Raw genomic sequence first — 15,742 nt, 5'->3', positions numbered from 1 at the left:
GGAGAGGGTTTTTTCAAATTCTTATTCAAATGCTGAGTAAACGGTTGTTAGACCATGCCCGAATTTTTCATCGTGTCCTTCAGCACCAATGTCTTCAGCTGTTTGTTGAAGCATAACCTTTACTGTTCTTGGTGATACACCTTCATGCTCATCGTATAAAAGAGCTGCGATTGCTGCTACTTTTGGAGAAGCCATTGAAGTACCGACCTTCCAACCGTAACTAGGTCTCTCATATTTATAATCAATTATATTACCATTTTCATTTAAAACTTCAGTTATTACTGGGACTGTACTAAATGCAAATTCATGAATATATAACTGTTGATCAAGATATTCACCAAATCGCCCTTCAATTAGGTATTGCATATACGTTTCATAGTTACCACCCGGTGCTGCTACGTCCACGTAACCATTACCATAAGTAGAGTAAAGAGCCAATTCATCTTGTGGACCAGTAGCTGAAACCGTTACAACGTTTGGAATATCAGCTGGAGCATAAATGCTTGCACCTTGGAATTCGTATCCTAATTCACCGTAATCCTCATTAGCTAACTCTGTTACAGTCTTAGGACTCTTAGCATCAATCGCATCGTTACCAGCAGAAGATACAATTAATGCACCTTTGCTTTCTGCATATTTAGCAGCACGCATGTAAGCAACGTATTCTGCGATATCGTGACCTAAACGGACTCTTTCACCAGATACAGGGTCGTTATAATAAACCTGACCTTTTGAGTAAATACCACCTAAGCTCATGTTAATAACATTTACTCCATCATTTGCTGCTGCAACGATTGCATCCATAATCCAAGTGCTATATGCTCCACCTTCCGCACCAAACACACGGTAAGCTTTGAAACCAACATCTGGTGCAACACCTAGCATAGCACCGTTACCAGCGATACTTCCTGCAACGTGAGTACCATGGCCATTACGGTCTTGAACATCATTTACATCACCTGTCTCAGAAGTGTCTACACCGTAGATTCCTCCAGCTGGGACAAAGTTTTTAGAGCCTGGAAGTAGGTTCTTTTGAACATCTGGATGGTGTAAGTCGATACCGGAGTCAATAACTCCTACTACCACATCATGGCTTCCACTATGGTCTTCAAATGTAGCTCCATTATTTGTAAGTCGTTTGATATCCCACTGAAATGTATCAAAGAGTACTGCTTGATCAGTAAGACTTTCATTAGAATCTAATTCAATTGATTTAGTGTTCGGCAATTCATAAGTAAGTGAAGGATTGGCGGCAACAATTAAACTATTGTTAATTGCATTTTTGGCAAAACCAACCGGTGCTTCTACTTGTACAAGACCAATTTCCGGAACTTTATATATAATCGTTCCTCCTAGGTCTTTTATTGCCTGTTTAGCATTTTCAGAAATGCTACTATCCTTAAAGACTACTGTGAATTTCGTAGTACCTTCCTCGGCACTACCCATTGACGGAGAAGCCATTCCTAGGATAACCACTAAACTCATCAAAACCGCTAAAAATTTCTTCATGTTCTTCCTCCCTGTGAATGTTTTTTAATACACGTAACTTTATTTCGAGATATTTTGCTATTATCCTTCTACTTTTTTTAATTTTCCAAAATCAAGTTAATTTACGTCATATTTTGACAAATATTTCATTGCTTTGAATAAGTATTAGTAAGTAAATAGCGGTTAAACACTACTTTTGTAGAAAGAATTGATTATTCAGAAAATATCATTATAGTTATAGTAGTGTTATAAAAATGAGACTTTTGAGGGAGGAAGAAACTTTTGAAAAAGAACAAATGGATAACTTCAGCTTTAGCACTAGCTATTGCGGTTGGACCTCTTAGTACTAGTGGTCTAGCGAAAACTACTGCGGATGTGGAGCATGATCTACATCATTCGCACTCACATGAGGGTTCACCTTTTGATTTAGGGGTTGCCAATGATGAGCGGTTGATTGAGATGTTGAAAGATGAAGGGAAGATTGCTCAGAACGCATCTCCAGCTGAAGCGGAGAAAGCTTTAAATAAATACTTACGTAATAAGGCTGAGGGAGCAGAGAAAGAGATCGGAGAGTTATATGAAAACGAAAAAGATAACCGTGGTAAGTTGTTAAACGCAATGGATAATAGTAGCTTAACAAGTGGAAACGGAAATAAACTTGGACAAACTACTGATGTAAATTCAGTTCAGGAAGAGGTTTGGAATGGTGAAAAGAGAACAGATAAAGTTTTAGCCATTTTAATAGATTATCCTGATCGCCCACATAACAAAATGAGTCCTGATGAGACAGACATGTATTATGAAGGTGAAGACGCATATTCTCGTGAACACTATCAGGACATGCTTTTTGGAACAGGTGGTTGGACTGGACCGGATGGAAAAACATACGTTTCGATGAAGCAATATTATGAACAACAGTCTGGTGGCAGTTATTCTGTAGAAGGTGAAGTAGCTGGTTGGTACACGGCTAGTCAGCCAGCAGCGGCTTATGGAGGTAATGATGATACTGGAAATGATGCAAATCCAAGAGCATTAGTTAAGGAAGCATTACTCGCAGCGGCAGCTGACCGTAAAGTAAAACTAGAAGACTATGACCAGTGGGATCGATATGATTTAGATGGTGATGGGAACTATCTTGAGCCAGATGGTCTAATTGATCATTTGATGATTATTCATGCTGGTGTAGGTGAAGAAGCAGGTGGAGGGAAACTAGGATCTGATGCGATCTGGTCTCACCGCTGGAATTTAGGTGGAGTATTTACTATTGATAAAACAAGGTCAAAAGTAGATTATTGGGGTCGTAATCTAGCAGCTTACGATTACACAATTGAACCTGAAGATGGTGCAGTTGGTGTTATGGCCCACGAATTTGGTCATGATTTAGGTCTGCCAGATGAGTACGACACACAATACACTGGAGCAGGTGAGCCTGTAAGCTACTGGTCTATCATGTCAAGCGGTAGTTGGGCAGGAAAGGTTCCAGGAACAATGCCAACTGGGTTCAGTCCGTATATGAAGGAAATGCTACAGGCTTCAGCCGTTGTTGATAATGAAGGGTCAAAAGGAAATTGGTTAACTGGAAGTTCGATTCACAGTGATGATGTGACTTCAGAAGGTACTTCATTCCTTTTAGATGAAGCATCCACAAAAGGTGCTAATAATGATGTAGTGAAAGTTGAATTGCCAAATAAAGTGAATGTTGTTAACACACCTGTAAGTGGTGAGTTAGAATACTTTAGCGGAAGTGGTAATTATCTTGACAACTCTATGACTTACACATTAGATTTGACCAATGCAGGAAATGCCGAACTAGCATTTAAAGCTTGGTATGATATTGAGACAGATTGGGATTATGCATCTGTTAAAGTAAATGGAGAATCTATTGCAGGGAATATCACAACTACTGAAAATCCATACGGTCAAAACCCTGGTTTTGGTATTACAGGAAGTTCTGATGGTTGGGTAGATGCTTCATTTGATCTTTCTGCTTACTCAGGTCAAGAAGTAGTATTAGAATTCAACTATTGGACAGATCCTTATGTTGCAAACCCTGGTTTCTATGCAGATGATATTGTTATCTCTGTAGACGGCAGTGCTGTTGTTACGGACGATGCAGAAGGAGAATCTAGCTTTAGTCTGAATGGATTTACAAAAGATACAGGAAAGTTCGAATCAGAACACTACTATTTATTAGAGTGGAGATCTCATAATGGTGTGGACGAAGGTCTTGCAAACATCCGACGCGGAGCAAGTCTCATGTCCTTCGATTCTGGTCTTGTTGTTTGGTACGTCGATAAAGCTTATGATAACAACTGGACTGGCGTGCACCCGGGTGATGGTTTTGTAGGTGTTGTTGATGCCGATCAGCACACAAATTATTGGAGTGATGGTGCTGTAGCATCCACACGTTACCAAGTACATGATGCTGCCTTTAACTATGAAATGACTGAAAAGATGTTCTTAGATTACACACAACTGTATGGCTTTTCGCTGACAGATAATTTCACTCAACGTACTCCATTGTTTGATGACAGTGCTGACTACTCTAATGCTGGATTATTAGATGCCGGACGTAACGTTACAAACTATGGTCTGAAGTTCCGTGTTGTTGGTCAGAGTGATGATGGTACTGTTGGTCAGGTGTTAATATTTAAATAGGAAACTTATTGAAACCCCGTTCCTACTGAGGAGCGGGGTTTTATATTGCTTAAAAAACGTTATTCCTGGAATTATATTACTTTATTACAATTAGATTACTATATAATCAAATCTCATTCACACGTAAAATAGATTTCGCATCAAAATGTAACAAAAATATTACAAAGAAGTGGGAGAGTTTTAACAACATGAATGTCAGAAGTATCATTTTAGGTATGCTAGTCTTTTTAGCTGTTTTTCATACTGATCTACCAAATGTAGAAGCTGAAAAACGAATACCTTTCAAGATTTAGTTCGATTTGAAGAGGAAATTCAGTATTTACATAACTTAGAGGTTATCAATGGTTTTTCTGAAACTACATTTAAACCACTAGCAGAAATTAAGAGGGTAGATGCGGTGCGTATGATTATCCGTGAGATGCATGTAGATCTATCAGAAGTGCAAGATCCAAACTTCACGGATGTTCCAAAAGGGTTCTCAGGTTATAAAGAGATCGCCAAAGCGAAAGAACTCGAAATTATTGACGGAGTTGGGGGAGGAAAGTTTGCTCCCAAAGCATCTTTAACTCGCGCTCAAATGGCGAAAATTTTATCAGAGGCTTATGATTTAGAAGGTCAAGATGATATCACGTTTACTGATGTGAAAGACAGTCATTGGGCAAAAGCTTATATTTCAGCTTTGGCTAGTAATCGCATTACAATCGGTTATCCAGATGGTACATTCCGCCCGAAAAAGAATATTACTAGACAAGAATTCTCGGCATTCCTTGCACGTCATTTAAATGAAGCATTTGTTCCCCATGAGTACGGTAACAAGCTATCAAATATCATCAATAGCGGGAACTTTGCTAAATCAGGCGATTGGGTTTACTTTGGTGACGCTGGTATTTGGAAGGTTTCTGAGAATGAACGATATGTGAACCGCGTAGCGTCCGATCAAGAGAATAATGTTGCCTTTTTAAATGTGATTGGTGATTGGATTTATTATTCAAATGCACAAGACAACTTATCGATTTATAAGATTAAGAAGGATGGATCAGGCCGCCAAAAGCTTGTTAACGCACCTGCCATGTATTTGCATGTAGTTGATGACTGGATGTATTACACAAATCCTGAAAAAGAAGCGATTTATAAAGCGAAAACTGATGGATCACAGTTAGTCAAAATTACAGAAACAAGCTCACCGTTTACCTCTGCAGTTCACCAAGGTTGGGTTTATTATGTAGATTCGAAGAGTGGTGGCTTCTATCGTATTAAAACGGATGGAATCCAGAAGATGAAACTTACATCAGACATGGTAACTTATTATGCTGTGTACGAGGGTGAAATGTACTATGTGAATGAGTTTGATCAAAATCATCTCTATAAAATGAACTTGGACGGAAGCCAGCAGGAGAAAGTATTAGATAAGTCTATGATAGGCTTTAATATCTCAGATGAACGTGTTTACTATATTAGTCGTGAAAATGGTAGCCTGAATATGTACTCCCTTGATGGGACTGTTCATGAAGAACTAGACGCTAATGGTTATGGAGGTTCGGTCATGATTCATGGTGATTGGCTATACTATAGTATGTATACAGAAGATGGGACATATCAGTGGTATAAGATAAGAAAGAACGGGGACGATCGCCATCAGTTTCCTGTGACGATTTCTTTTTCTGAAGTAGAGAAAGCTACAAAATAAAGTTGTATTTTCCGTGGGGCATAACCAGAAATGGTTGTGCCCTTTTATGCATTAAATAAACTAATTTTATCTAATTATATGTGATTAAAAAACTACTATCGGTGTAATCCTAATGTCGCATTATGTCGAATTCATAGACCAAAATTATCAAATTAACTAGAGAAATTGAACTTCATGACGATTCATGTATAATCTAAGTCGTACAACAAAATGACTATAATTTGGTCGATAAAGGCAAACCTATTGAAAAATAGGGACGCAAAGTCACGGGTCTAAAGAAGTGGTTATCTACACTTCCATGACGGCTGGGCCGCCGAAACTCAAATCCTTCCCTTTTTTATCACGATTGATTGAGTCTGGCTTGATCGTGATGAAAAAGGGTTTTTTGTTTGTTCAAATTTTAAAAAGGAGGAGTTTAATGTGAGAAAATCATATCGTATATGGTTCACAAGACTCAGTGCAGTTGCACTTGTTTTTATTCTTTTATTTAGTAGTTTAGTAACCTATCCATTGCAAGCGTATGCAGCAAAGAAAAATCAGCAGACTATGGATCCAGGTTCGATTTTGGAAACTTTACCGCAATTTAATCAACAAAATCCCTATGTACCTAATCCAGGAGGTGGGACGCAACCTCAACTTCCTAATATGAATACGACTAAGATGGCACCTTCAGCCCCTCAAAATACTGGGCAAACAAAGGGGCAGCATGGACCTTCATCACCAATATCAAAAGCTGATGAACATGTAAGTGCCACTACAGGGTATCTAACGCTTCAAAAAGAAGATTTAGTAGTGCCGGGTATCGGTTTTGATTTTAACTTAAAGCGTAGGTATTCCAGTGATAATGATAAAACAGGAGCTTTTGGGAAGGGATGGAGTTATAACTTCAACTCAAAACTTCAAATGTATGCTGAATTTGCTATGGGAGAATTCAGATCAGATGGCACTATTCTAAATTATACATTTGTTAAAGATGATTTTGATGCTTTCATTACAAGCTATGATGGCGATGATATGACAAACTATGAACTACATAAAGGTCATTATGAAAAGGGAGCTAACGGAGATACCCTTACTCGTGAAAGTCAGTTTGAATATGTCGTTGAAACGCCAAAAGGAACAAAGATTACATACAACGGATATTTTGCACCATGGCGTGAAAACCAAGATCCATCTGTAGGGAAAATGATCAAACGTGAAGATCGTTACGGAAACGTAATGGAGTTTGATTACTATGATAATGGAAAACTAGAAACAGTTACCGACACAAGTGATCGTGTCATTACGTTTAAATGGGATGGAGAAGTCATTAGTGAAATGATCGACCCATTAGGTAACAGCATTTCCTATGAATATGATGACTCACAACGTCTTAAGAAAATGACCAAGCAAGATGGTCGAAGCATTCACTATACTTATGACAATAACGATCGCTTAGCAAGCATCTCAAACGATCTAGGCGAAACAATTGAATACCAATATGACCAGAACAACCGTGTTGAAGCAATTTATAACGCTAGAGATGAGAAGCTTTTTGAATATCAATTCCAAACCGATAGTGACGGAAATGTAACCTCTTATACGAAGAAAAATGCTTTACAAGATGAATGGAATTACCAACTAACCGATGGGAACATCACACAACAAGAAAATCCTCTAGGGGAAATCACCAAGTACACCTACAACGAAGATCATCAGTTAACGGAAAAAGAATCCCCACAAGGTGTAACAACATTCAGCTATTATGAAAATGGATTAAAGAAACAAGAAACGTATCCAAATGGTTTAGTCGTAGACCGTGAATATCATGAGAAGTGGGAACTACCGACTTCCATTAAATATTCAGATGGTCGTGAAAAAACCTTTACTTATGATGAAAACGGTAATATTGATACCAAAGAAGAAAATGGCGTTAATGCGACTTTTGAATATGACGGACAAGGTCAAATGACAAAAGTAATTGATGAAAATGATGAAGTTCTTACTTTTGATTATGATCAATACGGAAATTTAGATAGAGTCATCAACTCTATGCAAGAAGAGACAGATTATCAATTTGATGAGCTTGGACGTATGGTTTATTCAAAAAAGCCCGAGCAAAAATCGGTGAACTACACCTATGATGATGCCGGTCATGTTCTTACTAAGATTGTCGGAGAAAATACCACCACATACACCTATGATGATGCAGGACGTCGTGAAACGATCAAGGATCCAATGGGAAATGTCAGTCGTTATATTTATGACGACCTTGGACAGCTAACAAAATTTGTGGACGCTATCGGACGTGAGTATGAGTATCACTATGATAAGGCTGGTCGCGTAGATGAAATTGAAAATCCATTAGACCAAACAACAGATATTACTAGAGATGCTTTAGGGAGAACAAAAGAGGCCTCCAACAACAATGGGAAGACTTCTTATGAATATGGGCCCTATGGTGTTGAGAAAATTACCTCACCGAGTCGTACGAAAACTTATGTTTATACAGATCAGGGGCAAGTAGATAAAGTAAAAGATGGTTTGGGACGTGTAACGGACTATTCCTACAGTAGTGAAGGTTATCTACAAACCGTCAAGGACCCATACAATCGAACCACCTCTTATTCTTATGATTCGTATGGAAACCTAAAAACGGAGACTTCTCCATCAGGAAAAACCGTTACCTATCACTATAATGACTTAGGTCTTGTAGAGCAAAAAGACTATTCTGATGGAACATCTGAAACCTTTACTTATGACCCACTAAAAAGGCTAGTAAAACAAGATCATCGAAACGGAACCACACAGTCCTTTAAATACGAGGGTGATCAAAAACTAGATAAAGTAGAGGGTCCTTTAGATCAAACCTTCTCTTATCAATATGATGAATTCGGACGTGTAAAGAAAAGAATTAATGCGGCAGATGGCGAATTCACTTACACCTATAATGACAATGGTTGGGTTAAAAAGGTTACAAACCCATTAGATGAGACCACAACTTATCAGTATGATGATGTTGGTCGTCTCAAAGCTATCGAGGATGCAGCAGGAAACATTCAGAAATATAGTTATGACGAATTAGACCGTCTTACGAAATATGAAGATCCTGAAGGAAACATCCATTCTTGGCGTTATGATGATGAAAAGAATCAAACCACATATGTGACACCAAAAAAAGCTGAAGTTTTGTACACATACAATCAACAGCATCAAGTCACATCTATTGTGAATGAACTTGGTGAAGAAACGCGTTTTGAATATGATGATGCTGGACGATTAGAGAAAAAGATCGATGCAAAAGATCAAGAAACATCTTTTGAATACAATGCGCTTGATCAAGTTACGAAGAAGGTTCGTCCAGATGGAAAAAGTGTAACCTATCAGTATGATGAACATGGACGTCTTGAAAAAGAAACAAATCCATTGGGGCAAACAACAAACTACACTTATGACGATCGTGGCAACATTGAAACGATTACGGATCAAAATGGTACAACAACCTTAGGTTACGATGTAGATGGAAATCTTACATCTATGACCAACCCTTTAGAACAGACAACAACATGGCAGTATGATGATCTGGGTCGAATGACCAAGATGATTGATTCAGCCAAACAGGAATGGAAGTATGAGTACCACCCTCTTGGAGGCGTTAAGAAGATTACGCAGCCAAATGGAGCCGTTTATAAAAAAGAATATGACGACCTAGGTCGCGTTAAAGCCGAGATAAATCCTAAAGGGGCAAAGACTACCTATACGTACACGAAGACTGGAAATGTAAAAAGTGTGAAAGATCCGCTAGATAATCAAATTACTTTTACGTATAACGGTAATGGTCAAGTCAAAACATACGAAGATGCATTAGGCCATGTAACAACCTATGAATATAACCCTCTAGGACAAGTGGAGAAAGTTATTGATGCGTTAGAACAAGAGACGATCAAAGAGTACAATGATGCTGGTCAGATAAAGCGTCTAATCAAGCCAAATGGATCGGAAACAGAATACAATTACAATGCTTTAGGACAATTAAAATCCTTAACTGACCCACTAGGAAATACAACAACCTATGAATATAACGAGCTGGGACAAGTAACGAAGCAGATTGATCCTAAAAAGAAAGAAACGACATTTGCTTATGATGCATTAGGGCGCCTTCTTACGAAAACAAATCGTTTAAACCAGACAACACAATATGACTATATTGATGAACAAAACAAAGTTTCCATTACAAATGCTGAGGGCGCTACCACAACCTATCAATACAATGCGCTGGATCAGCTTGTTAAAGAAGTAGATCCAAAAGGAAATGAAACAACTTATACCTATGATGATTTAGGTCAAGTAACGAAGGTTGAGGACCCTCTTGGTCATACAGAAGATTATCAATATGACGAACTTGGAAACGTCACTTCCTTTAAAGATAAGCGAGATAAGACGTTTACATTCCAATATGACCTTGTAGGAAACAAGACTAAGCAAACAAATCCGTTAGATGAAACGACGTCATTCGTGTACAACTTAAATAATCAACCTAAAAAAGTTAGCTATCCATCTGGCGGAGAAGAAACTTATAAGTATGATGAAGCGGGCAACCTTATTGAGTATAAAGAGCCTGAAGGTGGCGTATGGGAATATACGTATGATGAGTTAGGCAGAAGAACTCAAGAAGTAGATCCACTTGATCAAACAACTCTTTATCGCTACGACGAAGTAGGTAACTTAAAGAGAAAAATGGATCCTTCTCTAGCATTAACGAAGTTCAAATATAACAAGCGAAATGAGCTTGTCGAACGAACAAATGCTCTAGGATACACATGGAGCTATGAATATAATCATTTAGGGAATCCAACAAAGGTAACAAACCCTCTAAATGAAAGTTATACCTACCAATATGATGCTGAGGGCAACCTTTTAGCTGAAATTGATCCACTAAATAATAAAACGAGCTATCAATATGATGATGTAGGTCGTATGACAAAAACAGTAGATGCAGAAGGATACGCAACAGAATATGAATACGATCCTGTAGGGAACTTGAAAAAGAAAATAAATGCTCAAGGACATGAAACCAAGTATCAGTATGACGCACTGAATCGTGTTGTGGAAACCACTACACCTAAAGGAGCAACATATGAGTATGATTATGATGCTGCTGGTAATCTAATCGAAACTGAAAATCCTTTAGGACATAGTACAGAATATCAATACGACCCATTGAGTCGTTTGAAAGAAGTTCAAGATGCTTTAGGTGGGAAGACTTCTTATTCTTATAATGTACAAGGTTTACTGAAATCTGTTAAAGATGCGAACGGAAATCAAACATCTTTTTCCTATGATTTAAATGGAAACAAAGTACAAGAAACAAATGCTCTAAATCATGAAACAGATTATGAGTACAATGAAGCCAATCAGCTGACAAGTATTCAGCAGCCGAACGGAACACAAATTCAATACGATTATGATCAGCAGGGTAACGTATCCTCTATCGATGCTGGTAGTGAGGAATATACGTTTGATTATAACCAAGTAGGTCAGCTTACTTCTATGGAATCTCCTAAAGTAACGGAGAGCTTTTCGTATGATGGTGCGGGAAGAATGACAGAACAACGTAATGAAACGCTTGATAAATCGATCCAATATGAGTATGACGCAGTAGGCAATGTCACTTCCTTAACAAACAGTGAGGATCGCACAACGTCATATACTTACACAGATCGCAATCAAGTATCTAGTGTAGAAGATCCTGATGAAAATGTTACAACTTTTGAATACGATGAGCTTGGACGAGAAACGAATCGTAATCTAGCAAATGGCAATGAGATTACTAGAAACTATGATTCAGAAGGGAACATAACCAAGATCACCAATAATGGCTCTGAAGGAATCCTTTCTTCTTTTGCCTATGAATACGATGAATTAGGAAATCGAGTAAGTCGTACAGAAGAGGATGGTGCAACATCTACCTATGAATATGATGCACTGAATCGTCTTACAGAAGTTACCTATCCGAAAGAAAAGATTGAAAGTCTAACGGATGAACCGAATACACCTGAAGATGGAAAAACAGAAAGTGATGAAAGTAAGGAGCAAGTAGCATCTATACCGGTGGATAAACCGATCTATGGGTATTGGATTGTAGCGAAGAAGGATAAAGCAAAGACGAATTCAAAACCAGATAAAAGCCCTTCTAACAATAATAGTTCGAATAGTAAACCTGAAAAAGATACTTCAAATGATAGTGGGTCATCTTCTTCTGATAATGGTGGAAATAACAACTCATCAAATCAAGATAAGGGACCTTCAAACAATAAAGATAACAGATCAAATAATGGTCAAGGAAAAGGAAAAGCAAAGGCTAAAAATAAAGATAAAGATCTATCGAAAAAATGTAAGCCCGTTGTAGTAGGTAAAGGAAACAATGGACATGGGCAAAAACCGTTTGAACAGAAAACACCAGAGCAAGAATCCTTTGAAGCGGTCAATGATCAACCAGATTACTTAGTTGATCCATACAACAAAGTATCGTACACGTATGATGCTGTTGGTAACAGATTGTCTATGACTACAGATGAAAGTACAACACGTTATCAATATAATGAGATGAACCAACTGTTGTCTGCAGGGGACACATCCTTTACGTATGACGGAAATGGAAATGTAACCTCTCGTACGACAAGTGAAGGAACGGCTTATTTTAGTTACGATGTGCTTAACCAATTAGACCTAGTTGAATTCGAAGATGGAAGCTACGTCAGCTATGCCTATGATGGACTAGGGCGTAAAGTATATCGTGAAGAAATGTCTTGGATGCCACAAGAAGATGGGGAGAAAGACAAACAAGAAGAAGACAAAAAAGGTCAAGGAAAAGCAAAAGGAAAACATAAGGAAGATAATAAAGGACAACAAAAGAAACAAGAAAACCAAGTTGGTCAAGCTAATAATGACAAACCAAACCAAAATAGTAATAGCAATGGTAAGGGACAAGGGAAAGAAAAAGGCAATCAACCAGAAGATTGTACACCAAGATCTAATCCAGGTCAGTCTCAAAAACCAAATAAGTCCAAAGAGAACAAAGGGAATGGTCATGGGCCTCTAGACAATCCGGGTAAAGGACATAAATATGGATTGTATAAGAAATACGGGGAAGATGCAGAGCTGAAATCTCAAATGGATGTAGCGAAAATATCTTATATGTATCAAGGCATGACCACAAACCTGCACAAAGAATATAGTGACAAAGGTTCTCCGTATGCAGAGTATTACATGGGACCTAATCAAGAAGTTGTTTCTCGCAAAATGTTTGGAAATCATGGCTTAATAAATCCAGCCAAAGAGCCGAACTTAAAAACAACAGGCGGTTTAATGTATTACCAAATGGATGGTCTAAATACTGTAAGCTCAATTACAGACCGTCATGGTGATGTGATTGAAAACTACCGTTACGATGCATTTGGTGGCATCCAAACCGGTATTACAGCACCTTACAACCATGTAAGCTACACAAGCCAGCGCTACGATGACAAATCAAGCCTAATTGACATGAACGCCCGCTGGTACGATCCATCCGTCGGTCGATTTATGACTCAGGATACGTATCGAGGAGAGTTAACGAATCCGTTGAGCCAGAATCGTTATGCTTACGTGATGAATAATCCGATTAATATGTTGGATCCGACTGGGCATGTGCCGGAGTGGGTAGGACAAAGTAGTCATATAACAATGAGGTTTGGTGATGATCCAGGTGTACGAGACGATGTTTCATGGGTCATTGAGAAATGGGTGTTAGACGATTATACCTATGATTATGATGATAGAGTTACTGGTAGGGCTACATTTAAAGACAGAAAAGAAATCTATCATCATAAATCTGTTACTGAAACATGGGATTATGATTATTATTTACGAGTTAAATATAAAGATGGTTTAGATACTGGGAAACTTGGACCATATTCAGACACTTATAGTGATCATGATTCTTATAATTGGACAGAAGTTATTTCAGCTGATGAAATAAGTGGAGAAAACCAGGAATTTATTTCTATTAATTATGGTGGTCCACCTCTGACAAACGCTGAAGATATTTCTGTGACTATTAAAGAGATGGATAATGATAATCTATCTTATACAATTAAGGCTGAATTTGCTACAGATATAGAAAGAGAATCAAATAATCTTCAAGAAGTTAAAGTAGACGAACAAAATGTTGTGCATGCTGCGCAAAGTAGTAGAACAGAAGTATTAACAAAATCTATAACTGAAGTTTCAAATTTAATAAAAAAACACACTTTAGGTAGTAAAGAATATATAGGTGCTGTTAATAAACTAAAAAAAGAATATGGAGCATATGAAACTTTAGAATATATAATGGAGGATGTTAATAGTAGAGAAAACGAGTTTAATCTTATTAAATTTAATGATGAGAGAAAATATAATAATTTTCTAGATAAATTTAATAGTCTAGTCACAAGTAGAGATCCTTTTAATTATAAAACAACAACTATAAAGACAAGGTCTGGCTTTATTGAACAAAAAGAAAAATATTACTCTGAAACTTTTAAAAGAATTCATTACTTTAGAAACAAGTTAAATAAAGCTCCGAAGACACTTGATAGGTTGATACAGTACAATAAAGAGCATGAAAATAATAAATGGGAACTTTTGTCACCTATTAAGTCAGCATATCATATGAATGGTGAACAAGGTATATTTAATACCAAGTTTGTATCTTCTGATGGATTATTTGAAGCCGTATATGATAGAGATGGAAATCTATTAACAGATAAAAATGACCCAATAAATATGGGAACATATAATTATATAGGTCCTAGTGATGGAGGTGGCCATACCAAGTATGATGTAAATCCTTATAATGAATTTAATAACACAAAAAATTTAGAAGGTGATGGTTTTTGGGGAACTAGTCAAAGCGCTGCTGCAAATATCTCTAAATATATTAGCAGCATAGAAGCTAAAAGGCATTATAATGAAGTTAGAAGTATGGTGTATCCGAATCTCAGTACACCAAATGAAAACTTTAGATAGTAAAAATTTTATGGGTTGAATGGAGAGATTGCTAAATAACAGGGCTGGGTGAAATTATGAAGAATGCAAAAAACTATTATTTGTTTATAACTTTAATGCTAAGCTTTTCACATTGGATAATTGTTATATTTTTATTGAAATTCTCAGAAACAATTGGTGATTATTTTTATTTAACTACATTACCTCCAATTATTTATATCTACTTAGGTGCTAGATATAAATCTTTTAATAAAGAAGTGAGTAATTTAATAATTTTTTTAAACGCTTTATATATAATTGCTCTATTAGTTTTAACTATTGGAGTTCTAAGTGGGGCGTAAAGGGTTTACAATAATACCTTAATTTTAGATAAGGGACAAAGGGGGGCAGGTACACTGTCCCCTTTTTTTTGATTATTAAGGACGACGGACCTGTCCTTGTGTTCTTTTTCCATCTGGCATAAATAGGGCGGAATTTAATGAATTTCGAGAAGCATACTGGGCTAAGTAATGGCTCTTTAGATAACATGGGGACGGTTCCTATGTTTGTTAAAAACTTTACAAAAACGAGAGGCGTACTTTAGGGGGAGAATAAAAAAGGTGTGATGGTTATATGCAAACAAAAATAATATTTCTTCTTAGTGTTTTAAACTATGTCCTGATACTAGCATTAGTATATAGTGATTTTGCAAAGAACTATCTATTGGTATCCATTTTGCCACCAATTATTTTAATTATATTTCAAAGAATGAAATTAGATTCATCTAGGCTAGCAATCACCAACTATATTCTTAATGTAATATATATTGGAATCTATATAGTATTTTCTTTAATGGTCCTTCAAAGTTTTCAATATCATTAAGAGGATAAGTTGGAGTAAGAGTAATAGGTTTTAAATTGGAGG

The 15,742-nt window shown here is 37.1% G+C and carries 4 protein-coding genes, 1 pseudogene and 1 riboswitch; of the genes and pseudogenes, 4 read left to right on the top strand and 1 reads right to left on the bottom strand.

From position 1 onward, the window contains the following. Positions 1–21: 21 nt before the first annotated feature. Entirely contained in the window at positions 22–1,509 is a 1,488-nt protein-coding gene (locus tag GS400_RS17420) for a S8 family peptidase (RefSeq protein WP_160103928.1), read from the bottom strand. Between the two features lie 261 nt (positions 1,510–1,770). Between GS400_RS17420 and GS400_RS17415 the strand changes: the two genes are divergently transcribed. The 4 genes and pseudogenes from GS400_RS17415 (at position 1,771) to GS400_RS17400 (ending at position 14,860) form a co-directional block, all read left to right on the top strand. Continuing rightward, positions 1,771–4,146, top strand: a complete 2,376-nt coding sequence (locus GS400_RS17415) for an immune inhibitor A domain-containing protein (RefSeq protein WP_236561020.1) — start codon at positions 1,771–1,773, stop codon at positions 4,144–4,146. Between the two features lie 310 nt (positions 4,147–4,456). Continuing rightward, positions 4,457–4,531 (top strand): annotated as a pseudogene (locus tag GS400_RS20505) (hypothetical protein); the annotation flags it as partial. An 18-nt stretch (positions 4,532–4,549) separates the two neighbouring features. Beyond that, positions 4,550–5,833, top strand: a complete 1,284-nt coding sequence (locus GS400_RS17405) for a DUF5050 domain-containing protein (RefSeq protein ID WP_236561273.1) — start codon at positions 4,550–4,552, stop codon at positions 5,831–5,833. A gap of 223 nt (positions 5,834–6,056) precedes the next feature. Next, positions 6,057–6,151, top strand: a riboswitch (cyclic di-GMP riboswitch). Positions 6,152–6,253: 102 nt separating this feature from the next. Beyond that, positions 6,254–14,860, top strand: coding sequence for an RHS repeat-associated core domain-containing protein (locus tag GS400_RS17400; RefSeq protein WP_160103924.1), 8,607 nt, complete (start codon positions 6,254–6,256; stop codon positions 14,858–14,860). Positions 14,861–15,742 lie beyond the last annotated feature (882 nt).

Origin of the sequence: Pontibacillus sp. HMF3514, from assembly GCF_009858175.1 — a bacterium.
Classification (GTDB): domain Bacteria; phylum Bacillota; class Bacilli; order Bacillales; family BH030062; genus Pontibacillus.
Note: the sequence above shows the minus strand (reverse complement) of the source record. Positions and strands in the feature narration are given on the sequence as shown.